The organism is Mesorhizobium sp. M0659, assembly GCF_040320605.1.
In the GTDB taxonomy this organism is placed as follows: Bacteria; Pseudomonadota; Alphaproteobacteria; order Rhizobiales; family Rhizobiaceae; genus Mesorhizobium.
Genome location: NZ_JAMYPY010000009.1, coordinates 1 through 20,925 on the forward strand (window position 1 = coordinate 1; position 20,925 = coordinate 20,925).

At 65.1% G+C, this 20,925-nt stretch carries 18 protein-coding genes; 7 read left to right on the top strand and 11 right to left on the bottom strand.

Annotated features, from left to right (window positions below; translation table 11 throughout):
• Positions 1 to 180: 180 nt before the first annotated feature.
• From NKI31_RS16055 to NKI31_RS16065, 3 genes are read right to left on the bottom strand one after another with little or no spacing between them, the layout of a single operon-like run.
• Entirely contained in the window at positions 181 to 2,481 is a 2,301-nt protein-coding gene (locus tag NKI31_RS16055) for a xanthine dehydrogenase family protein molybdopterin-binding subunit (RefSeq protein ID WP_352595832.1), read from the bottom strand.
• Entirely contained in the window at positions 2,478 to 3,461 is a 984-nt protein-coding gene (locus NKI31_RS16060) for an FAD binding domain-containing protein (protein WP_352652057.1), read from the bottom strand. Before NKI31_RS16060 ends, NKI31_RS16055 begins: the two co-directional genes overlap by 4 nt.
• Positions 3,458 to 3,952 (bottom strand): (2Fe-2S)-binding protein, encoded by a 495-nt coding sequence (locus tag NKI31_RS16065; RefSeq protein WP_023672519.1) that lies wholly within the window; start codon positions 3,950 to 3,952, stop codon positions 3,458 to 3,460. The genes NKI31_RS16060 and NKI31_RS16065 overlap by 4 nt, the downstream gene beginning before the upstream one ends.
• A 442-nt stretch (positions 3,953 to 4,394) precedes the next feature.
• Between NKI31_RS16065 and NKI31_RS16070 the strand changes: the two genes are divergently transcribed.
• Entirely contained in the window at positions 4,395 to 5,012 is a 618-nt protein-coding gene (locus NKI31_RS16070) for a TetR/AcrR family transcriptional regulator (RefSeq protein ID WP_023709407.1), read from the top strand.
• Positions 5,013 to 5,021: 9 nt separating this feature from the next.
• On the opposite strand, the gene NKI31_RS16075 is transcribed toward NKI31_RS16070, so the two are convergent.
• Entirely contained in the window at positions 5,022 to 7,118 is a 2,097-nt protein-coding gene (locus NKI31_RS16075; RefSeq protein WP_031195131.1) for an alpha/beta fold hydrolase, read from the bottom strand.
• A 134-nt stretch (positions 7,119 to 7,252) separates the two neighbouring features.
• Here NKI31_RS16075 and NKI31_RS16080 point away from each other — a divergent pair, with 134 nt between their 5' ends.
• Positions 7,253 to 7,615 (top strand): hypothetical protein, encoded by a 363-nt coding sequence (locus NKI31_RS16080; RefSeq protein ID WP_023672522.1) that lies wholly within the window; start codon positions 7,253 to 7,255, stop codon positions 7,613 to 7,615.
• Between the two features lie 24 nt (positions 7,616 to 7,639).
• On the opposite strand, the gene NKI31_RS16085 is transcribed toward NKI31_RS16080, so the two are convergent.
• The 3 genes from NKI31_RS16085 to NKI31_RS16095 form a co-directional block, all read right to left on the bottom strand.
• The gene (locus tag NKI31_RS16085; RefSeq protein ID WP_023705136.1) at positions 7,640 to 7,945 is read right to left on the bottom strand and encodes a hypothetical protein; all 306 of its coding nucleotides are present in this window, start codon (positions 7,943 to 7,945) and stop codon (positions 7,640 to 7,642) included.
• A 14-nt stretch (positions 7,946 to 7,959) separates the two neighbouring features.
• On the bottom strand, positions 7,960 to 10,509 hold the full coding sequence (locus tag NKI31_RS16090; RefSeq protein WP_023705135.1) for a caspase family protein: 2,550 nt from the start codon (positions 10,507 to 10,509) through the stop codon (positions 7,960 to 7,962).
• 244 nt (positions 10,510 to 10,753) lie between these two features.
• A complete protein-coding gene (locus tag NKI31_RS16095; RefSeq protein WP_352652058.1) occupies positions 10,754 to 11,989 on the bottom strand; it encodes an ROK family protein in 1,236 nt (411 codons plus the stop codon).
• A 166-nt stretch (positions 11,990 to 12,155) separates the two neighbouring features.
• Here NKI31_RS16095 and NKI31_RS16100 point away from each other — a divergent pair, with 166 nt between their 5' ends.
• The 3 genes from NKI31_RS16100 to NKI31_RS16110 all read left to right on the top strand — a co-directional run bounded on the left by NKI31_RS16100 (position 12,156) and on the right by NKI31_RS16110 (position 16,046).
• Entirely contained in the window at positions 12,156 to 12,812 is a 657-nt protein-coding gene (locus NKI31_RS16100) for an SGNH/GDSL hydrolase family protein (RefSeq protein ID WP_023705133.1), read from the top strand.
• Between the two features lie 158 nt (positions 12,813 to 12,970).
• Positions 12,971 to 14,116: a sugar ABC transporter substrate-binding protein gene (locus tag NKI31_RS16105; RefSeq protein WP_032923983.1), complete on the top strand. Its 1,146-nt coding sequence runs from the start codon at positions 12,971 to 12,973 to the stop codon at positions 14,114 to 14,116.
• Positions 14,117 to 14,225: 109 nt separating this feature from the next.
• Positions 14,226 to 16,046: an ATP-binding cassette domain-containing protein gene (locus NKI31_RS16110; RefSeq protein WP_352652059.1), complete on the top strand. Its 1,821-nt coding sequence runs from the start codon at positions 14,226 to 14,228 to the stop codon at positions 16,044 to 16,046.
• Between the two features lie 18 nt (positions 16,047 to 16,064).
• On the opposite strand, the gene NKI31_RS16115 is transcribed toward NKI31_RS16110, so the two are convergent.
• The 3 genes from NKI31_RS16115 to NKI31_RS16125 all read right to left on the bottom strand — a co-directional run bounded on the left by NKI31_RS16115 (position 16,065) and on the right by NKI31_RS16125 (position 18,227).
• Complete coding sequence (locus NKI31_RS16115) at positions 16,065 to 17,069, bottom strand: zinc-dependent alcohol dehydrogenase family protein (RefSeq protein ID WP_352652060.1); 1,005 nt, start codon at positions 17,067 to 17,069, stop codon at positions 16,065 to 16,067.
• A gap of 48 nt (positions 17,070 to 17,117) precedes the next feature.
• Positions 17,118 to 17,390, bottom strand: a complete 273-nt coding sequence (locus tag NKI31_RS16120; RefSeq protein WP_023747827.1) for a hypothetical protein — start codon at positions 17,388 to 17,390, stop codon at positions 17,118 to 17,120.
• A gap of 84 nt (positions 17,391 to 17,474) precedes the next feature.
• Complete coding sequence (locus NKI31_RS16125) at positions 17,475 to 18,227, bottom strand: DUF899 domain-containing protein (protein WP_023705130.1); 753 nt, start codon at positions 18,225 to 18,227, stop codon at positions 17,475 to 17,477.
• Between the two features lie 389 nt (positions 18,228 to 18,616).
• Between NKI31_RS16125 and NKI31_RS16130 the strand changes: the two genes are divergently transcribed.
• Together NKI31_RS16130 and NKI31_RS16135 are read left to right on the top strand one after the other, a co-directional pair.
• Positions 18,617 to 19,837 carry a helix-turn-helix domain-containing protein gene (locus tag NKI31_RS16130; RefSeq protein ID WP_352652062.1) on the top strand — a complete coding sequence of 407 codons (1,221 nt, stop codon included), beginning with the start codon at positions 18,617 to 18,619 and terminating at the stop codon, positions 19,835 to 19,837.
• Between the two features lie 29 nt (positions 19,838 to 19,866).
• A complete protein-coding gene (locus NKI31_RS16135) occupies positions 19,867 to 20,499 on the top strand; it encodes a Vgb family protein (RefSeq protein WP_023747825.1) in 633 nt (210 codons plus the stop codon).
• Positions 20,500 to 20,551: 52 nt separating this feature from the next.
• Here the strand turns inward: NKI31_RS16135 and NKI31_RS16140 are convergent, their stop codons facing one another.
• Positions 20,552 to 20,857, bottom strand: coding sequence for a hypothetical protein (locus tag NKI31_RS16140; RefSeq protein ID WP_023689804.1), 306 nt, complete (start codon positions 20,855 to 20,857; stop codon positions 20,552 to 20,554).
• Positions 20,858 to 20,925: the final 68 nt, after the last annotated feature.

Sequence of the window (20,925 nt, forward strand, 5' to 3'; positions counted from 1 at the left end):
CAGATCGTCGCCTCTCTGATCGCGACCATCTTTACTCAACCTTCCTTGGCGGCCCTGCGCCAAAATCTCCATGCCTTGCGATATCGCTGGCGCGAGCCACCGCGAAAGCGCAAATTCCAGTCCATGCCAAAGCTATCTTAGCGCCTATGCCCTCGAGGGGGAGATTACGCACGCCGCTTCCTAGATCAACTTCTCCAGCGTGATCGGCAAGTCCCGCACTCTTTTTCCCGTCGCATGGAACACCGCATTGGCGATCGCCGGCGCTACGCCGACGATGGCCAGTTCGCCGACACCCTTGCCGCCGAGCACCGAAGAGTGCAGGTCGGGAATGCCGACCGAGATGACCTCGATATCGGGGATGTCGGCATTGGTCGGCACCAGATAGTCGCCGAGATTGTTGTTGACGATGCGGCCATGCCTGCGGTCGACAATGCCTTCTTCCAGCAGCGCCTGGCCGATGCCCATGATGATGCCGCCCTTCCACTGGCTTTCGGCCAGCTTGGGGTTGTAGAGCCGGCCCGAATCCAGCGCCGACACCACGCGCGACACGCGCACGGTGCCGAAATCCTCGTCGACGCGCACCTCGATGAAATGCGCGCACCAGGAGTGGCGCGAATAGTCGCCCTCGGTGTGCGGCAGTGCCGCCGCGATGGTGGTGTAGTTCTTGTAGCGATCCTCGGCGGTCGAGTTCGCCGGCATGGTGTCGCCGGTGGCCTCGATGCGGTCGCGGCCGACGCTGGCCAGCAGGTCGGCGATCGAGACATCGGGACCATCGCCGCGCGGCGACCTCATGCGGCCATTGGCGACGACCAGCGTGTTGGCCTGGAGCGCGTGGAAGGGCGAGCGCGGATCGCTGATCGCCAGTCCGACAAGCTGATCGAGCGCCGATGTCGCCGCTTTGTAGACCGCGCCCGTCATCACGCCGGCCAGCCGCGACCCGCCGGCCACGCCGGCGCGGGGATACCGGGAATCGCCGAGCTTCACGACGACATGGTCGGCCGCCACGCCGACCGTTTCGGCCGCCGTCTGCGCCAGGATCGTGTAGGTGCCCTGGCCCATGTCGATCGAGGAGCTTTCGACCTCGACCGAGCCGTTGGCAAGGATACGCACGATGGCCTCGCCGTAAGCGCGCCGTACCGGATAGGTGCCGGCGGCGACGCCCCAGCCGATCAGCTGGTTGCCATCGCGCATAGAACGCGGTTTGGGCGTGCGCTGGGGCCAGCCGAAGCGTTCGGCGCCAGCCGCGAAAGCCTCGCGCAACTGCCGCGTCGACCAAGCCTTTTTTGCGTGCGGATCCTGCTCGGCGTAATTCCTCAGCCGGATCTCCAGCGGATCGATGCCGACCTCGTAGGCGAGCTCGTCAATGGCGCTTTCGATGCCGAAGGCGCTAGGGTTTTCGCCCGGCGCGCGCATGGCGCCAGGCACCACCGAATTCACCCGCACGACATTCTGCTTCGAGGAGAAGTTGGGCGTCGCATACATGATCGAGGTGACCACGCCCAACGGCTCGACCCACATGCCGTCGATCGACGTTTCATTGACGCCGCGATGCACGATCGACTGGATTTTTCCGTCACGGTCGGCGCCGATCGTCACCGTCTGGCGGGTCGCGGCGCGGCCGCCATAGCCGGTAAAAGTCTGCGGCCGAGTCATGACCACCCTCACGGGCCGTCCCAGCATCTTGGCTGCGGCAGCCGCTACCGCGCCGTGGCCGAGCGCCAGCGCCTTGGAGCCGAAGCCGCCACCGATATAGGGCGAGACCAGCCGCACATTCTCGAAAGGCAGGCCGAACCATTCGGCATAGGTGCGGGCCATACCGTCGAGCCACTGGCTTGGTTCCCACACGGTCAGCTTGTCGCCCTCCCAGCGGGCGATGAGGCCATGCGGCTCCATCGGCGCCTGATATTCGCGCGGCGTGTTGTAGGCGCCGCAGACGCGCACCGGGGCAGCGGCGAAAGCGGCCTGCGCATCGCCCCATTCCTTGGTCATGGCGGCGATCGGAATGCCGTCGCCCGCCTTGGCGTCGCTGAGGTCGACGATGGCCGGCGTCTCGTCATAGCTGACCTTGACCAGGGCTGCGGCCGCAACGGCCTGCTCGAAGGTCTCCGCGATGACCGCGGCGACATGCTGGCCCGAAAAGGTGATATCGCGCGCCAGCGGGCAGTAGGGCTTGTCCGGCGGCGGCGTGCCGAACCAGTCCGATGCAGTCTTCAGCGGCATGATGGTGTCCGGCGTCAGCACCTTGAGCACACCAGGTGCCGCCTCGGCGGCTGACGTGTCGATCGAGCGCACCTTGCCTGATGCGATCGTGCTTTCGACCAGGACGCCGTAGGTTAGCCCGTCGAGCTGCTGCTCGACGGCATATTTTGCCGCACCGGTAATCTTGGCCGGGCCGTCGACGCGCGACAGCCGCCCGCCAACCTGATCGGCAGTGCCGTCCGAAGCGTCGCCGTGCCGTGTCCTGGGGTCGTGAATGGTCATGCCATGGCTCCCGTCTTGAGGATGGCGCGGGCGACGACGCGCGGCGCCAGTTCGATCTTGTAGTGGTTGGCGCCGTGGCCGATGGCCCCTTCCACGGCGAGCAAGCTGGCTGCCCGCACCCTGTCTTCGCTGAGCACCTTGCCCTTCAACGCCGCTTCCACGGCGTGCGCCCGCCACGGCTTCGTCGCGACGCCGCCCAGCGCGACGCGCAGGTCGCGAATGGTGCGGCCATCGGCTTCGAAGTCGATGCCGACTGCGGCACTTGCAGCCGCGAACTCATACGACTGCCGGTCGCGGATCTTGAGATAGGTCGAACGCCGGGCCGTGCCGGAAGCCGGTATGCTGATGGCGGTGATCATCTCGCCCGGTTGGATGGCATGTTCCCTGTCGGGCGTGGCGCCGGGCAGGAGAAAGAAGTCGTCGACGGCAACCTGGCGTTCGCCAAGATGAACCACGGCATCGAAGGCGACCAGCGCGGTGGCGAGGTCACCGGGATACATGGCGATGCAGGCGCCGCTGGTGCCGAGCACGGCATGGCCGCGGGTGACGCCGCCGATCGCCGAGCAGCCGGTGCCGGGCGAGCGCTTGTTGCAGGCGGAAAAATTCGCGGGATCGCGGAAATAGGGGCAGCGCGTGCGCTGCATCAGATTGCCGCCGATGGTCGCCATGTTGCGCAGTTGCGCGGAAGCCGCCTGCCACAGCGCTTCGGAGACCGCGGGAAAGCGGGTCTTGATCTCGGCATGGTCGGCGACGTGGCTCATCTTGGCCAGCGCGCCGATCATGGCACTGTCAGCGTCGACCTTGATGGCGTCGAGCCCTTTGAGATGGGTGATGTCGACCAGGCTGTCGGGTTCGGCCACGCCGCATTTGGCGAGATCGACCAGCGTCGTGCCACCGGCAAGCAGCATGGCCCCAGGCAGGGCGGCTGCCTGTCGTGCCGCATCGATGCTATCGGCGCGAACGTAGGAAAAATCCCTCATGACGCGACCTCCAGTGCCGCCTGGCGCACGGCGGCAACGATGTGCGGATAGGCGCCGCAGCGGCACAGATTGCCGGCCATGTATTCGCGGATCTCGTCATCCGAGCCGGCATGGCCCTCGCGGATGCAGGCGACCGCCGACATGATCTGTCCCGGCGTGCAGTAGCCGCACTGGAAAGCATCCTGGTCGAGGAAAGCAGCCTGAACCGCGTTGAGCGTGCCGTCATCGCCGGCCAATCCTTCGATGGTGGTGATCTCGCGGCCTTCGACCTGTGCTGCAAGCGTCAGGCAGGACAGCACGCGCTGTCCCTCGACATGCACCGTGCAGGCGCCGCACTGGCCCTGGTCGCAACCCTTCTTGGTGCCGGTCAGGTCGAGGCGATCACGCAAGGCGTCAAGCAGCGTGACGCGCGGCTCGACCTGCAGTTCGTGACTGTGTCCGTTGATGGTGAGACGGATTGGGATAGTGGTGGATTTGGTTTGGTCGGTCATGAGGCGTCTGGCTCCAGTTGCTTGACGCTAGGGGATTGAAATGGGCTCGAGTGGGAGAGGACAAGGGAAGAGGCGACGGTGCGCCTAATCTCCCCCCTTGTGGGGGAGATGTCCGGCAGGGCAGAGGGGGGCGCGAAGGAATGCGACGTTCCCGATTTACATGCGTCGAAATAGACCTTTCCAAGCGGGTGTTGGTCGGCGGGACAGCGCTCCCTCTGTCCTGCCGGACATCTCCCCCACGAGTGGGGAGATTGGCAGCTCTGCCGCCCCAACTCTCCAGCGGGCAGGGATGCTTCAGTCTTCACAATCTCAACACGTGACATACCGGCTCCCCTGATTATATGATAAGACTGCTCCACTAAAACGGAGGCGCCTCCGTTTATCTAGTTGGGGACTTACCCCTTTGGGTTCAAGCCCCCATATATCGACAGTGGAGAAAAAATTGACCGAGCAGTCGCAAGCAATTGCCGACGAGAAGCGCGAAGCCGCAGCGCCAAGGCCGCTGCGCGCCGATGCGCAGCGCAACCGCGACCGGCTGGTCGAGGTTGCGGCAGCGGCCTTTGCCGAGCACGGTGTCGATGCCTCGCTGGAGGAGATCGCGCGCCAGGCCGGCGTCGGCATCGGCACGCTCTACCGGCATTTCCCAACCCGCGAGCATCTGGTCGAAGTGGTCTACCGGCGTGAAGTCGAGGCGCTCTGTGCGGCGGCCGATGACCTCGCCAGCCACCATTCGGCCGACATGGCGCTGGAACAGTGGATGCAGCGCTTCGTCGACTACATCGCCACCAAGCGCGGCCTGGCGGCCAGCCTGCGCATCCTGTTCAACACCAATTCCGCCGTGTTCTCCGACATGTCGGGCCGGGTGTCGCTGGCCTTGCGGCAACTGGTCGAGGCGGCGGTGGCCGAAGGCTCGATCCGCAGCGACGTCGACGCCTCCGATGTGCTGCACGCACTCGGCGGCATCTACTCGGCCCCCGACACCAAGGACTGGCGCGACCGCTCGCGCCGGCTGGTCAAGCTGCTGATGGACGGGCTGCGGTTCGGGGCAGGGAAGAGGTGACCTAGCGGCTCAAGCCGAACCATCGACCGCATAGAACCGAAACGCGCCGGGCAGCCCGCTTGCCGCCATTTCGCCACGCTCCTCGAACCGCAGGCCGGAGCCGACCACGAGATCGCGCACCGTCCTTGATGCGATGATTTCGCCCGGCCGCGCATGGTCAAGCAGACGCGATGACAGTTCGATCGCCGCGCCTGAAAATTGATGGCCCCGCTGCTCGCACTCGCCGATATGCACCGCCGAGCGGACCTCGACACCGGATTGCCGCAAGCGATCGCGGATGGCGATCGCGCACTGGATCGACCGCGTTGGCCGCTGGAACACCGCGAGCACCTTGCCGTCCGATCGGCTGATCTCTCTGCCTTCGGCCGCGAGGAGTTCGCCACGGAGCGCTTCGGCGTGCCGCTCGGCCGGGTCGATGCCGAAAGGCGAGCCCGTCATATCGAGGGACAGCACCGACACAAGCAGCCGTTCGCCTGGGGCCGCCGGCAAGGCGCCGGTGACGAAAGCCTGGATCTCGTCGACGATCCGATCGGAATTCTCGCCCCAGATGACGTGGTCGCGGCCGGCGAACTCAATGTATCGGGCGCCCTCGATGTGCGTCGCCAGGTAACGTCCTTCTTCCCGCTTCACCCAGCCGTCGCCAGTCGTCTGCATGATCAGTGTCGGAACATGGACAGCAGGCAGAATGTCGCGAACATCGATTTCGGCTCCCCAGCGCCACAGGGCGATCGCGTCGGCGGGCGAGGCAGAATTCCTGAGATAGGCGGCGAACCATTCTGTCTCGAACGTGTCGCTCATCAGACTGGGCGCCGCGTTGCTCATATCCGCCGCCGCTCCCCATTCTTTCTCGACGATCGCCAGATCCTCTTCCACCTGCTCGCTTGTCTTCGCCCACGGATAGTCTTGTGACCACCTGCCGCGGGCGTAGGCCCCATTGAGCACGAGTGCCGCTGTGCGCTCGGGATAGGTCGCCGCGAACAGCATGCACATCGGGCCGCCCTCGGAGCTGCCGAAAAGCACCGTGCGCTTCGAGCCAACCGCATCCAGCACTGCCCGCACATCTTCCATCCGCTCTTCCAGGGTCGGCAGACCGACATTGCGGTCCGAGAGCCCGGTGCCGCGCTTGTCCATGCGGATTAGGCGCGAGAAAGTGCCGAGCCGCCGGTGCACATGCGAAAGCCGCGGCGAGCCCCAGGCGTGGTCGAGGTTGGAGACCCATCCCGGCACATGGATCAGGTCGACCGGACCGTCGCCGGTCACCTGATACGCGATGTTGATCCCGGCCGATTTGACATAGTGGGTCGGGGGGGCTGCGAGTTCGTGGCTGAAGCCGGTAGCGTCATCCGCATCAGTCGTGGGTGGCCGTGCCGGCGCCATTGTGCGGCGTGTGCGCAGCGTCTCGAACAATTGCCGCGTCTCCGGCTCCGGCTGCAGCTTGAGATCGCGTAGAAGCGCGGTGCGGCAGTGCTCATATTGCTTCAGCGCGAGATTGGTCCTGCCTTGCGCCGCATAGGCGCGCATCAGGGCACGGTGGACATCCTCCCTCAACGGGTCCATGGCCAGCAGGCGCGCCGCCGCGCGCACGCATGCGGCAGGATCGTTCGTCGCGGCATAATGCGCGACGAGCCTGTCGAGCGCCGCGACGGCCAGTGCCCGCAGCCGCTCGCGTTCGATCCTCAGCCAGTCCTCGAATGGCTCCTCCTTCAGGCCGAAGCCGTCGAGCAGGTCGCCGCGGTAGACATTGAGCGCCAGTTCGAGGTCTTCGGGTGCCGGGCTGGCGACCAGCGCCTCGAACCGCGCGACGTCGAAATCAAGGCCGTCGAGATGCAGAGCGACGCTGTTGCCATCGGTGAGGAAGCGGCCGCCGCCGCACGTCTGCATGGCCTTCCTGACAGACGATACCGCTTGCCGCAGGCTCATTCGCGCCTGCGCCTCGCTGTTGATGCCCCAGAGCAGGGTCGCCAGCTTCTCGCGCGACTGCGAATGCCCCGACTGCAGCGCGAGATAGGCGACCATCGCACGCGCCTTGCGGCTGATGGCTGGAACCGTGGCCCCGACGCCAGCAAAGTCGAAACCACCCAGCAGGTGAAGATAAGGTCCGGTCATCGGATCCGCCACGGTCACAGCGCGACGACGATCCGCTCAAGCTCGGTCCATTTCAACACTTATTCCGCCGCCGAGGCGCTTTTCACGATTCCATCACGCAGGTTCCCACGCGTTGCTCACGGCGCTTGAGGAGATTGTTCGCACTGGATCTCTTTTCGCAGGAGGATACCGTGCATCACCCTGGCCCGACCGAGTGGCCCATCTGGCATGACGACCCCGGGCGCGACCGGCAGGAGCTTGGCGCACCATCGCGTCACGATATTGCGCTGGCCCGCTATCTCGAAACACAACAGGCCCATCGGGCATTGGCGGCTCGCAGACTCGATCCGGCGGCGGTCGTGGCCTCTGCACTGGCAGCGTTCGTCCGCTGCCTTTTCCGTGCAGCGCTGCGCCGAATTGTCCGCTGGCCAACCGATGCCGCGACAGGGATGGACGATTTCGGCTTGACGTTGTCCAAGGCTCATGCGGAATTTAGCAAGACCCTTTGGGGCCGCTGAGTGCAGCGCCCTTGGTCGACGATCTCATCCCCAACCGCCGCCGCCGCCGCCAGCCCCACCGCCGCCTCCGCTGCCGCCGAGAGAAGGAATCACGGGCGGCTTTTGCGGGATCTCCTCGGCCGGCTTGACCACTTTGCCGGTGGCCGCCTTCTTGTATCTGACCACCTTTGGCTGAGGTGCTACGCGAACCACTTTGCGATGGTTCACCGGCGGCGCCGGCTCAAACATCGGCGACACCGAGGTGCAGCCCATGAGCCCGGCCAGAACGCCGGATAGAATTATCCCGATGAATGCCTGCCCGAATGTCTGCTTGAATGCCTTGCCCACCATGGCCTCCTTATTGTTCAGAACAAATCCCGACGCGGATTGGCTTCTTCCCAGACCCCCCGGGCCGCATTGACCAGTTGCGTGTCCAGCGAACCGGACGCGGGAATCTTCGACTTGAGCTCTCGACGCAGGGCGTCCAAAGCTGCCGTTTTCGGCTTGGTGCCGAACTGCGCCAGGCCCTTTTTGGCGTCCGGCAGCTCCTTGCGCAGATCGAGCGCGACGGCGAATGCCAGGAAGCGCACCGCGACAGCCTGATCGGCCTTGTCGCCTTTCGCCATTTCAAGCGCCGCGCGATCATAGGCGCTCGACGGATCGCCGCGCGTGGTCGCCAGTTCGAACAGCCTTTGCGCTTCCGCCGGGTCCTGGCGCACACCGGCGCCATCCCTGTACATGCGGGCGAGGCTGCCGGGCGCGTAGGGCTGGCCAAGATCGGTGGCCTGCTGGAACAGGGCCTGCGCCGTCTTCGGATCCTTGTCGATGCCCTGGCCGGCGAGGTAATTGCGGCCGAGCAGGTTCATCGAATACATGTCTTGGCGCTGCACCCCCGCTTGCAGGAAGGCGACGGCGCGGGCCGGATCGGCAGGCACGCCATTGCGGCCCTCGGTGAAGATGGCGGCAAGATCGTTCATGGCATAGGTGTGCCCCATGGCCGCCGCCTTGAGCAGCAGGTCGAGGCCCTTGGCCGTATCGCGGTTGACGCCATAGCCATTGAACAGCGCGCGTCCCCACGAGGTCATACCGTAAGGATCACCCTTGTCGGCGGCAGCCTTGTAGAGAGCGTTGGCCTGGGTGCGGTCTATGGTCGTTCCGGTTCCGGTTGCGTTGAGATAGCCGAGTTCGAAGACGGCGCGCACATGGCCTTTCTTGGCGGCGTCCTCGATGGCTGACCTGGCCTCGCCGACCCTGCCTGCCGCAAGCAGGGCGCGGCCGAGCTCGTAGTGGAAGCGGGCGACGTCTGGATAGGTTTTCACGGCCGCCTCGCAGGCTGCCACCGCACCGGCGCCGATCTCGTTCGGCAGCAGGCCGGGCACCACCCCTTGCAGGTCGAGAGGCTCGCCGGCGGCGGTATCGCAGGCATCGACCGTCGGCGACAGCTTCATTGTCGCGGGCTTAGCCGAGCTGCTGTCGGCCCGGATTTCGAAGCCGACCTCGACCGGCGCGCCGGCGCCGATCTGCGGCTCGTAACGGAGATGGTCGACTTCACCGGCCAGAAGGCTGGATTGCGGCGACAAGGTTCGATCAGGCAATGACAGCGTTCCCGTTGCCGGATACCCCGTGACCTTCAGGCTGACCGCCGGATCGTCGGTGGGGAAATCCAGATTGAGCGCGACCGGGCCGACGCCGACGGGAATATCAAGCTTGCGGTTCTCGATCGCTTCGGCAGCGCCGGTGATGTGGATGCCGCGATCCAGCACCTGCTGCTTCTGCTCGGCCTCGAGCGAAGCCATGATCTGCTGACCCGCCGCACCTTCGCCGCTCTTGACGCGGAACACGAGTATGCCCTGGCTCCCGCCGCCCCAATTGTCATGCGTGGCATAGGCCAGCATATCCACCTCGTCCTGCGTGGCGGCGCCTTTGGGGACATCCATTTGCAGGCGCGGCAGGTCCTTGCCGGCGATCGGTTCGCCCACCGCGACGTCTTTGCCGTCCAGCACCAGACGGCCCATTGCCGGCGGACGTTCGATGCTGACGCTGATAGCGCCGCCATCGACATCGACCGGCTCCGGCAGGCCGAGAGCGACAGGACCGACCCCCGAGAGCACTACCTTCTCCAGCACTGGCGGCAGCGAAGGCCGGTTGTTGCGGCGCACCAGCACCACGTCATCGATCAGCGAGGAATTTTCCCAGGGCACCTGCATGCCGTTGGTGGCCTGCACGACATCGCGGCGCACCGCCGACATGACCGTGCGGATCTCCTGGTTCGGCGCCAGCGCGCGCCGCGAAAAGGCCGATGAAAACGGGCTGAGGTCGCCGCTGCCGTCATAGGCGACCGCGCCTGGTTCGGTGGCGAAGGCAATCAGCGTGTTGAGCGAGCTTCGCACCTGCGCCAGCCCGGTATTGCCGGCGGTGACAAGCTGGTCGCGCAGCCAGTAATTGTTGCGCGGGAAGGGGTTGTTGCGGCAGGCATCGAGGATGATCACCTGGATCTTCGACTTCGAGCGCAGCTGCTCCAGCACGTCGTTGAGCTTGATGGCCTGGACCTCGATGTCGGCCGCCTTCTTCAACGAGGCGTCGACGGGTATCAGGAAATTCTCGCCGCCGATCTGAAAGCCGTGCCCGGAATAGTAGACGACGGCGAGATCGGCGCCGTCGGCGGCGGCCAGATAGTCCCGGAACTGGCCTTCGAACTGCTGCTTGGTGAGGTTCTCGGCGACGAAAACCTCGAAGCCGGCCAGCCGGAACGTGGCCGATACGTCCTGGGCATCCTTGGCCGGGTTCTTCAGCGCCGGGATGTCGCGATAATCGGAATTGCCGATGACGAGCGCGACCCTTCGATCGGCGCAGGCCTCGAAGCTTGTGAAGCCGGCAAGGATGAAGGCCGCGATGAATCCGCAAAGTCGGAGCATGACAAAACTCCTGGTCGCGGCCTGACGCCGACGAGAACACCGCTTGCGGCATCAAGGTCCGTTGAGAGTATGCAACCTGCCACAGCATAAAGTGAAAGGCCCGTCACCGCCAGACCATGGCAGGCGATTTCTTTCGGCGTCGACCGACCGCAGGGTGCAAGTAGCACGCGCTTCACGAGCAGGTATGTGACAAGTCTCACAGTTCGCTGTTTTGGGGGAATGCCTGGTGCCGGCGGCTGCGCGCCTATTCCTTGAAGAGCAATTCCTTGTCGTTCGAATACTTCACCAGCAGCGGAATGCTGGCGCCGCCGATGACGGGGCCGAGATGGCCAAACGTCCCCTCGATGACGGAGAACGGCTCGGGGCGATCGACAAGGATCCGTGCCAGCTTTCTGCGCATGGCCTTGGCGATCTCCTTGCGCACGCCATTGGGTATGGCGCCATCGATCACCACATTGTCGATGTCGAGCAAGGCAACGGCACTGCGGGCGGCATAGGCAAGCCCGTCCGAAACCTCATCGATCCACGCGGTGACCGGCTCTCCAAGGTCGCCCCAATCGTCGGGCGACGACCAGATGCGGCCGGCGTCCTTCTCCCCATTGTCCTGGTCGTTGAGCTTGCCGGCGAGCGAATGCAGCGAAGCGACGCGCAGCAGCGGGGTCATCCGGTCGCCCTTGCGCCCCGGCGCGGGCACCGGCATGTCGCCCAGCGCCCCGGCCAGCTTGTTGCGGCCGGGGAACAAGTGATGATCGAGCACCAGGCCGCCGCCGATGAAGTGCCCGACATAGGCATAGAGAAAGTCGGCGCGGGATCCGCCGGCGCCAAACATCAGTTCGGCCGCGGCCGACACCGTGGCGTCGTTGTAGAGGAACACCGGCCAGTCGAACGCCCGGTCCAGTTCGGCGCGAATGTCGATTTCCTTCCAGGCATCCAGCCTGCCCGCCGGCACCGCGCTCTCTTCGCTCAGGTTCCACTGATGGAATGGCGAGGCGATGCCAAGACCGGCGATGCGGTCTTTTTCTATCGATTTGTGCTTGCGGCACATGCGCGCGATGGCGCCCTTGGCGAATTTCATCACCTCGACGGGCGTCGGATAGTCGAACAGCGTGCGTTCGAACGCGATCACGTCGCCGACGAAATTGACCAGGGCGACATCGGCGCTGCGATGGTCGACCTTGAGGCCGAAGGCATAGGCGGCTTTCGGGTTCAACGCATAGGGAACCGAGGGTTGCCCCAGCCGTCCGCGCAAAGGCTCCAGGCGCAGCAGCAGCTTGTTGTCGGCGGCGCGGTTGACGATGGTGGTGATGGTTTGCGCGGCCAGCCCCGTCAGCCGCGTCAAATCGGTCTTGGCCAGCTGGCCGTGCCGGCGGATCAGCGAGACGATCAGGCGTTCGTTGTAGATGCGGCTCTCGGCCTGCGTGGTTCCGCCGCTGCGGCCCTCGGCGATCTTTTCGAGACTGAAGAAGCTGGTGCCGGTCACGCTTTCCCCTGCGCAAGGAGGTTGGCCGCAAGGCGAGCCGATCAAAGCGCTGACGTAGCAATGCGGGCACGGCAAGGCAACACTTAAATCCACCCGATGGAAAAATGTAGTTGACGCCGGCCGGCCTGCTGTCGTTCAAAGAATGCAAGCCTGGAGGAGCAATGCCGTGACGCAGACCCGGACAATCATGTGCTTTGGCGATTCCAATACCTATGGCGCCATTCCCACCCTGGCCCGCGTCGGACGGCGCCGCTTCACGCCCGACCGGCGCTGGCCGGGCATCATGCGCCGCCAGCTCGGCAGCGGATGGGATGTGATCGAAGAAGGGCAGGGCGGGCGCACCACCGTGCACGACGATCCGATCGAAGGTCTCCACAAGAACGGGCTCAAATCGCTCCCGGTGTGCCTGGAAACGCATATGCCGCTCGACCTCGTCATCCTGATGCTCGGCACCAACGATCTCAAGCATAGGTTCTCGGTAACGCCGAATGATGTCGCTGATTCTATTGAGATCTTGGCCAGAATTGTGCTGCGCAGCGAAGCTGGCCCCGCAGGCGTGGCGCCCGCGGTCCTGATTGTTGCGCCGCCGCCGATGCTGGAGGTCGACTGGTTCGGCCAGATGTTCCTGGGCGGCGCTTCAAAGTCGATGCACTTTGCCGGCCTGTTCCGCGATGCGGCCCGGCGCGCCGGCGCCGCCTTCTTCAACGCCGGCGACGTCGTCGAATCGAGCGCGGTAGACGGCATTCACCTCGACAGCGACGCGCATCGCGTGCTCGGCACGGAATTGGCCAAAGTCGTCCAGTCGCTGATCGGCAAGGCGTGATCGCGTGGGCGAGTCACCCGACTATCTCTGATTAATTAATTCCACTGGAAAAAGTTTTGACTTGCGAGCGGGAAGGTGGGTACCTGGGGAGACTGGGAAGAGTAGCGACCGCGAGGCTTGCGATGCGCGGCAACAATCAACGACAGGGAGGAAGTAAAATGCGATCTGACAGGAACATGATGCTGGCGACGCTGCTCGGCGTTGCCGGTGTGCTCGCGGGCGGTACCATTCTGGCAAGCGCGCAGGACGGCCCGGCCGGGCTCACCAAGCCGGCGGTATTTGCGCCGTTCGATCCGAAGGCGCCGGCCTGCAGCCCACCGCCCGGCCTGAACAAGGTGCTGGCCTTCGCGCAGGATAACGAGCGTGAATTTATGCAGGGTGTCGACCGCGGCCTGGCCGCCGCCGCCAAGGATCGCGGCCTGGAATATCGCCGCGCGCTTGCCAACAATGACGCCGCCAAGGGCGTCGAGCAGGTGCAATTGTTTCTCGCCTCCAAGATCGGCGGTCTGGTCGCAGCCCCCGTGGACCCGGCCTCCATGAGCCGCAGCCTGCAGGAGCTTATCTGGTCGGGCGCCTATGTCGGCACCATCGTGCCGCCGCCGGCCACGTCGCTGCTCAATGCGCCGCAATATGAGACTGGCAAGGTGCTGGCCGAAGCGGCCGCGGCCTACATAAAGGACAAGCTCGGCGGCAAGGCCAATGTCGTCATCCTGTCGCATGACAGCATGGAATTCCTGGCGCCGCGCTTTGCCGCCATGCGCGACATCTTCAAGGCCATGCCAGGCGTCACCATCGTCGCCGACATCTCGCCCAATCCCGTCAACAAGGAAGGCGGCTTTGCCACGATGAGCACCATTCTCCAGGCCCATCCCGACGTCGATGTCGTGCTCGGCGCCGACACCGTCGTGCTCGGCGCGCTGGCTGCCCTGGAAGCGGCGGGCAAGGCGCGGCCGGACCAGTTCCTTGGCGGCATCGACGGCGAACCGGAGGCAGTCGCCGCGATCAAGAAAGGCGGCGGTCCCTACAAGGCAAGCATCAGCCTGGCGTCGCCGGTCTTCGCTTATGCCATGGGCCAGCACGCGGCCGACTGGCTGGAGGGCAAGAGCATCCCGCAGGCGATGGATATCCTGCCCGTGGCGCTGACCAGCGACTACATGGCCCAGTACGAGGCCGATGTCGCCGACCCGGCCGCGGTCTACAAGGACCCGAAGCGCCGCGATATCTATCTCAGGATGTACGGCAACATCTGCTACGATACGCGCGACCAGTATGTGAATTTCCCCTGGTCATCCGAGGCAAAGTAGCGCCCAATGTGTTGCGCCGGCCGGATCCAGCCGTGGCTGGCCGGCCGGTTGCTATCCTTGAGTCCGGTTGGGCATGATGACAGACAATGTTCGATCCGAGCGGCTGCCCATGCAAGCAGCCTCATCCCTGCTGCCCGGCACCAAGCCGCCCGGCGAAGCCTCGGGCCGCGTCGGCCTTGCCCTGGTTGCGCTGGGGTTGATCGTCGCCTTCTCGCTGTTGAACAAATCGTTCTTCAGCCTCGACAATTTCGTCGTCATCGGCGTCAACTCGACCTCGATCCTGATTGCCGTGCTCGGCACCTCCGCGCTGCTGATCGCCGGCTATGTCGACCTCTCCATCGGCAGCATGGTCGCCTTGATCGGCATCATCACTGCCAAGGTTGCAGTGGCGACGCAGAGCGCGCTGCTGGCGATCTGCGTCGGCCTGGGTCTGGGCCTTTTGCTCGGTCTGCTCAACGGTCTGCTGGTGCGCAGGCTGAGCATCTCGCCGTTGATCGTCACGCTGGCGATGCTGGCGCTCTATGGCGGCCTTGCCTTCGTCGTCTCCAGCACCGCGGTCTATGGTTTTCCCGAGGCTCTGCTCGAATTGGGGCGGGGCAAGATCTTCGGCATCCAGTACACCGTGGTCATCGCCGCGCTGGTCTTTGTCGCCGGAGCCTTTGTCCTGACCAGCACGGTCACGGGACTAAGAATCTATGCCATCGGCGGCGACCCACGCGCGGCCGAACTCTGCGGCATTCCTGTGGGACGCACGGTGGTTGGCCTCTACGCCGCCAATGGCTTGCTGATCGGCCTGGTCTCGGTTCTGATCGCCGGTCGTCTCGGCAGCATCACGCCGACCATCGGCGTTCGCTTCGAGCTCGACGTGCTCACCGCTGCAATTCTCGGCGGCGTTGCGTTTTCCGGCGGCTCCGGCAGGCCGCTCGGCATCGCCATCGGTGTTGCCACCATCGGCATCCTAAATGCAGGATTGATCTTCGTCGGCCTGCAATCATGGTGGCAATCCATTTCGGTGGGAAGCATGCTGTTGCTGGCGTTGGTGGCCGACCAGGCTGCGATCGGTTTTCGCGGCCGGCGCGCTCGGGCCGCCGCGACCAACTTCACGGTGGCGGACAATGGTGCCGTCGCCTCGGCCGGCCTTGCCGTGACGGCGGGCAATGCAGAAGCCCCGCAAGGTCCGGCATTCTCGATTGCCGGCGCCCGCAAGTCCTACGGCGCGCTGACGGCATTGGAAGAGGCGAGTTTCACGGTCGGCAAAGGCGAGATCGTCTGTCTGCTCGGCGACAATGGCGCCGGCAAGTCGACGCTGGTGAAGATTATTTCGGGCGCCATCCAGCCCGATGCCGGCGCGATGACCCTCGAGGGCCAGCCGATTTCCTTCAGGAGCCCGCAGGATGCACGCGGCGCCGGCCTGGAGACGGTCTATCAGGATTTGGCGCTCTGCCCAAACCTCAGCGTCGCCCACAACATGATCCTCGGGCGTGAGGAAACGCGGCGTTGGCTCGGTGTCTTCCCGGTTCGCGACGACCGAAAGGCCGCCGAGCAGTGTCGTGCCCGGCTTGCCGCGCTGGGCGTCACGCTTCGCGACGAAAACGTTCTGGTGCGCTCGCTGTCGGGCGGCCAGCGGCAGTCCATCGCCATTGCCCGCGCGCTTGCCGATCACGTCAAGCTGATCTGCCTCGACGAGCCCACCGCCGCGCTCGGCGTCAAGCAGACCGCGCAGGTCGTCAAGCTGATCCGTTCGATCGCCGTCAGCGGCACCGGCGTCATCCTGGTCACGCACGACCTGTCCACAGTGCGGGCGCTGGCCGACAGGATCGTCGTGCTCAGCCTCGGCCGGGTGGCCTACGACGGCTCGGCCAGACAGCTGACGGCCGATCAGCTGTGGGGCCTGATGGCAAGCGGGACGCTCGCGCCGGCCGCTGGGTAGGAATGCCGATCGCAGGGTCTAAAGCTCGAGGCAGATCTTGCCGAAATGCTTTTGCGCTTCGTAATGCCTGAAGGCGGCGGCGATGTCCTGCAGTGGAAAGCTGCTGTCGATGACGGGCTTCAGGCGGTTGACCTCTATGGCACGGATCATGTCCTGCTGGTCGGCTTTGCTGCCGATGGAAATTCCGGTGATGCGGATCTGGTTCGAAAACAGCGCCGGGATCGAAACTTCTGCTGCAAAGCCGGTCAGGACGCCGATGAGTGCGATATGCCCGCCTGTCCGGCAGGCCGTTATCGACTGCGCCAGCGTCGCCGGTCCGCCGACCTCGATCACATGATCGACGCCGCGTCCGTCCGTCAGTTCCCTGGCCCTGCCGCCCCACTCCGGCACCGCCTTGTAGTTGATGACGCTGTCGGCCCCGAGTCGTCTGAGCTTCTCCAGCTTCTCTTCATCGGACGACGTGGCGATGACCCTTGCGCCGGCGGCCTTGGCAAATTGCAGCGCAAACAATGACACGCTGCCGGTGCCAAGGATCAGCACCGTGTCGCCGGGCTTTACCTTGCCGCATGTCACCAGGCCGCGCCAGGCGGTGACGCCCGTGCAGGTCAGCGTTGCCGCCTCGAGATGCGTATAGCCCGCCGGCGCCTTGGTGAAGGCCTGCGCCGGCATGCACACATACTCGCTGGCGAAGCCGTCGAAACTGTCTCCGGGAATGTCGCGGCTTGTATCGGATCTCATGTCGCCGGCCAGCCACCAGGGGTAGAAAACACTGACGACGCTGTCGCCCGGCTTGAACGTGTCGACGCCGTCACCGATCGCGATCACCTCGCCGGCGCCATCCGACAGCGGCACGCGGCCGTCGGCGAGCGGCACCTTGCCTTGTACGGCGAAATCGTCGCGCATGTTCAGCGCGCAGGCGCGAATCCTGACCAGCATTTCTCCCGGCCCAGGCCGGGGCTGATCCTCCTCGACCAGGTCGAGCTTGTCCAACCCGCCCGGCGCTCTCAGCCTGACCAGCTTCATAGTCTCTCTCCGACGTAAAGAGCGTTAGCATGGCGGCGGCGGTCCAGCCTATCGCCGGATCGGCCGGCCGGAAATCACGCGCAGCCAAGGCGCCAGATGGACGGCGCTCATCAAGAGATACATCAGCGGCATGCCGGTGAGCGGGGAGGCATCGGCCCCCAGGCACGACATAACGCCGTCGCCAGCGTGAATGCAGGTAAGCAGCGCCATCACGGCGAAAACAGGGGCCGCGGCGAGGCACAGCCAGTCGGCGGTGCGGAGAGAAACTGCATCGGAGCGTTGAGGGACCTCACTGCCGGTGCCTGTGCCGATATCGCTCATGGTCATAATCCCTTGATGATCAATGCCCGGCTTTCCTGTCCCGTGAGGGACAGGAAACCAAGCTGGATGGGCCGCTCCAGGTCCTTACTTGCCGTCCTTGTTGCGGAACGCGGCTTCGCCGGCCGCCGACACTTCCTCCCACGTCTTGTCGGGTGCGGCGTCGTAATTGTCGTGCCAGTTCCACCAGCTGTAGAGCTCGGTCTGCGGATAGCCTTCGGGCGAATCCTCCCAGATTTCCTGGCGGCCGAGCGGCGTTGCGTCGAGGTAGCTCCAGACCGTGCCCATCTGCTCGTCGCCGCGGTTGTTGATGAAGTAGGTGCGATAGACTTTCTTGCCGTCCTGGATGAACACGTTGTGGCCGTGCCATTCGTCGACGCCGAAATCCTTGTCGAAACTGTCGGTGATTGTGTACCAGGGCATCTCCCAACCCATCCGCTGCTTCAAGCTGGCAATGTCGGCCTGCGGCGCGCGGGCGGCATAGGCAAGCGTGGTGTTGCGGGCGTTCAGATGGGCGAGATGGCCGACCTGGTCGGCGCCGAGCGAACAGCCGCGGCAGGCATGTTCGGGCCAGCCGTGGACGCCGGGTTCGTAGAAGGCGCGGTAGACGATCAACTGCCGCCGGCCCTCGAACAAATCGAGCAGGCTCGCTTTGCCGTTGGGACCCTCAAACACATAGGCCTTGTCTACTTCCATCCATGGCATGCGCCGGCGCTCGGCCGACAGCGCGTCCCTGGCGCGCATCGTTGCCTTTTCCTTCACCAGCATCTTTTCGCGCTCGGCTTCCCATTCCTGCCTTGAAACCACCGGTGGGGTCTTCATTGCCACGTGCTTGGTCATTGCTTGTTTCCTTTGCCAGTTGTTGAGCCGTTGTGGCTTGTCGTTGCCTGTTGATCGTGAGGCAGGCTAGGGCCGCGAGGCGGCGAGGGCGGAGTTACAAATGTGACGGCATTTGCAGGCGGGCCACCGCAGCAGGGGTGGCGAGGCCGCACGGTGGGCTCGAGGTCCTCGGAAGCAGGCATGGTCGGTTTTTCCTTATTGAGAAGCTTAACTAGACTGTCTGAGATGCTCAGGCTAGCGAATGCGAATATTGGCGTCAACGCAGGCCTGGGCGTCTTCAACCAGTCCAGATGGCTAGGTCGCCGTCCGCGGCTTGCTGCTTGGCGGTGGTGACTTAAGTTAGGGCCGGTAAGGGGAGCGGTGGGAGTTACAAATGTGACGGGATTTGCATGGACTCGCTGATCACCGCGGCAGGGCTGGCGCTGGCGGCGGGCAACCCGCTGGCGGCACTCGACCGCGTCGCCTTGCGCGAGGATGCCCCGGCGCTGGCGTTGCGCGGCATTGCCATGGCGCAGCTCGGCGATTTCCATCGCGCCAAAGTACTGTTGCGTAGGGCCGGCCGTGCCTTCGGTCCAAAGGAGGCGGTGGCGCGCGCCAGGTGCGTTGTCGCCGAAGCCGAGATCGCGCTTGTTTCGCGTGATCTCGGCTGGCCGTCCAAGGCGCTCGACGCGGCGCGGTCGACATTGGAAAAGCATGGCGACCGGCTGAACGCGGCGCATGCCGGGCATCTCAAAGTGCGCCGCCTGCTTCTGATCGGCCGCCTCGACGAGGCTGAAGACGTGCTGGCTGGGCTCGAACCGTCGCCGCTTCCGCCGGCCTCACGCGCCGCGCATGAACTCGCGGTTGCCGGCATCGCCATGCGGCGTCTGAAGACGAAGGCCGCGCGCGCAGCCCTTGAGTGGGCGCGCCATGCCGCCCGCCGGGCCGGCATTCCGGGTCTTATGGCGGAGGTCGACAGCGCCTTCCTGGCACTGGAGACGCCGGCGGCGCGGCTGATCGCAGGCGGCGAGGAGCGCCCGCTGCTGCTCAAGGAGGTCGAGGCACTGCAGGCGTCGCCGGCCTTGGTCGTCGATACGTTCCGCTATATCGTGCACAAGCAGGAAACAACGATATCCCTGGCAACGCGCCCGGTGCTGTTTGCGCTGGCGCGCGCGCTTGCCGAAGCCTGGCCGGCGGATGTGCCGAGGGCGACGCTGATTGCCCGCGCCTTTGGCGGCCGGCATGCCGATGAATCGCATCGCGCCAGGCTGCGGGTCGAGATCGGCCGCCTGCGCGCCGAATTGCGCCCGCTGGCCGGCATCGGCGCGACCAGCCAGGGCTTTGCGCTGGCGCCGCGCGAAGCAGGCTCCGTGGCGGTGCTGGCGCGGCCGATCGAGGAGCGGCACGCCGCGCTGCTGGCCTTCCTGGCCGATGGTGAATCCTGGGCCAGCTCGGCGTTGGCGCTGGCGCTGGGCGCTGGACAGCGCAGCGTACAGCGGGCGCTCGAGCAGTTGGCCGAGACCGGCAAAGTGCAGTCCTTCGGCCAGGGCCGGGCGCGGCGCTGGATGACGCCACCGGTCGCTGGTTTCACGACCACCTTGTTACTCCCGTCGCCGCTGCCGAACGGCTAGGAAAGGTGACCATGATCGAGGACCAGGACATGAAACATTCAGCAGCGGAAATCCTGCGCGAATACGGGCCCTTTCCTGATGTCGACACCGTGCACGGCGTGAGCTTCGACGGACAGAATGTCTGGTTTGCGACGGGCGAGCGGCTGACCGCCTTCGATCCGGCAAGCGGTGAGACGCTGCGCTCGATCGATGTCGCCGCCCATGCCGGCACCGCCTATAACGGCCGGCATCTGTTTCAGCTCGCCGGGGACCGCATCCAGAAGATCGACCCGGATACCGGCAAGGTGCTCTCCACCATCCCGGCGCCCGGCGGCGGCCGCGATTCCGGCATGACCTGGGCCGAGGGCACGCTCTGGGTGGGGCAAAACCGGGAGCGCAAGATCCACCAGATCGATCCCGAGACCGGGAAAATCCTGCGGACCATCGACTCAAACCGCTTCGTCACCGGAGTGACCTGGGTCGATGGCGAGCTCTGGCACGGCACCTGGGAAGGCGACCAGAGCGATGTCCGGCGCGTCGATCCGCAAAGCGGAAAGGTGCTGGAACGGCTCGACATGCCGGCAGGGGTGGGCGTTTCCGGGCTCGAATCCGACGGCGGCGACCGCTTCTTCTGCGGCAGCGGCCCCGGCGGCATGGTGCGATCAGTGCGTCGGCCGAAGTAAGGCCGTCAAGTATTGGGCCGGCAGCATATTTCTTACGGTCATCCCGCCGAGATCATATCCCGGAGCCGTCGAGCAGCGGGACGTCTTCGCCTTGCCACGGACTTGGCATTGAAGCCCGGCTCAGATTGGCCGTCGGCAGCGGCATCCAGCATTTTAACTCCGGTTCGGGGTATTCGATCACCCGTCCTGGCGACGAATCGGAAGAGCGCCAGCCCTCCGTGCCGAACTGGTCGGCGCGCGACCAGTAAGCGAGGTCGACCTCGGCCGGCCCCTGTTCCGATGGCCTGACCGTGACCAGGATGCGGCTGCCGTCCTTGGGCGCGCTCGCCATGTGCCGCCAGCGATCGGGTTCGTCCATTCTCATGTCCTCCTGCACGTTGCAGGGATAGTCGCCGCGCTCTTGGCAGCGGTCAACCCGAACTTTGC

Coding starts and splice junctions, on each gene's coding strand:
- NKI31_RS16055 (WP_352595832.1), bottom strand. CDS start 2,481: ATGACCATTCACGACCCCAGGACACGGCACGGCGACGCTTCGGACGGC.
- NKI31_RS16060 (WP_352652057.1), bottom strand. CDS start 3,461: ATGAGGGATTTTTCCTACGTTCGCGCCGATAGCATCGATGCGGCACGA.
- NKI31_RS16065 (WP_023672519.1), bottom strand. CDS start 3,952: ATGACCGACCAAACCAAATCCACCACTATCCCAATCCGTCTCACCATC.
- NKI31_RS16075 (WP_031195131.1), bottom strand. CDS start 7,118: ATGACCGGACCTTATCTTCACCTGCTGGGTGGTTTCGACTTTGCTGGC.
- NKI31_RS16085 (WP_023705136.1), bottom strand. CDS start 7,945: ATGGTGGGCAAGGCATTCAAGCAGACATTCGGGCAGGCATTCATCGGG.
- NKI31_RS16090 (WP_023705135.1), bottom strand. CDS start 10,509: ATGCTCCGACTTTGCGGATTCATCGCGGCCTTCATCCTTGCCGGCTTC.
- NKI31_RS16105 (WP_032923983.1), top strand. CDS start 12,971: ATGCGATCTGACAGGAACATGATGCTGGCGACGCTGCTCGGCGTTGCC.
- NKI31_RS16110 (WP_352652059.1), top strand. CDS start 14,226: ATGCAAGCAGCCTCATCCCTGCTGCCCGGCACCAAGCCGCCCGGCGAA.
- NKI31_RS16115 (WP_352652060.1), bottom strand. CDS start 17,069: ATGAAGCTGGTCAGGCTGAGAGCGCCGGGCGGGTTGGACAAGCTCGAC.
- NKI31_RS16120 (WP_023747827.1), bottom strand. CDS start 17,390: ATGAGCGATATCGGCACAGGCACCGGCAGTGAGGTCCCTCAACGCTCC.
- NKI31_RS16125 (WP_023705130.1), bottom strand. CDS start 18,227: ATGACCAAGCACGTGGCAATGAAGACCCCACCGGTGGTTTCAAGGCAG.
- NKI31_RS16130 (WP_352652062.1), top strand. CDS start 18,617: ATGGACTCGCTGATCACCGCGGCAGGGCTGGCGCTGGCGGCGGGCAAC.
- NKI31_RS16135 (WP_023747825.1), top strand. CDS start 19,867: ATGAAACATTCAGCAGCGGAAATCCTGCGCGAATACGGGCCCTTTCCT.
- NKI31_RS16140 (WP_023689804.1), bottom strand. CDS start 20,857: ATGGACGAACCCGATCGCTGGCGGCACATGGCGAGCGCGCCCAAGGAC.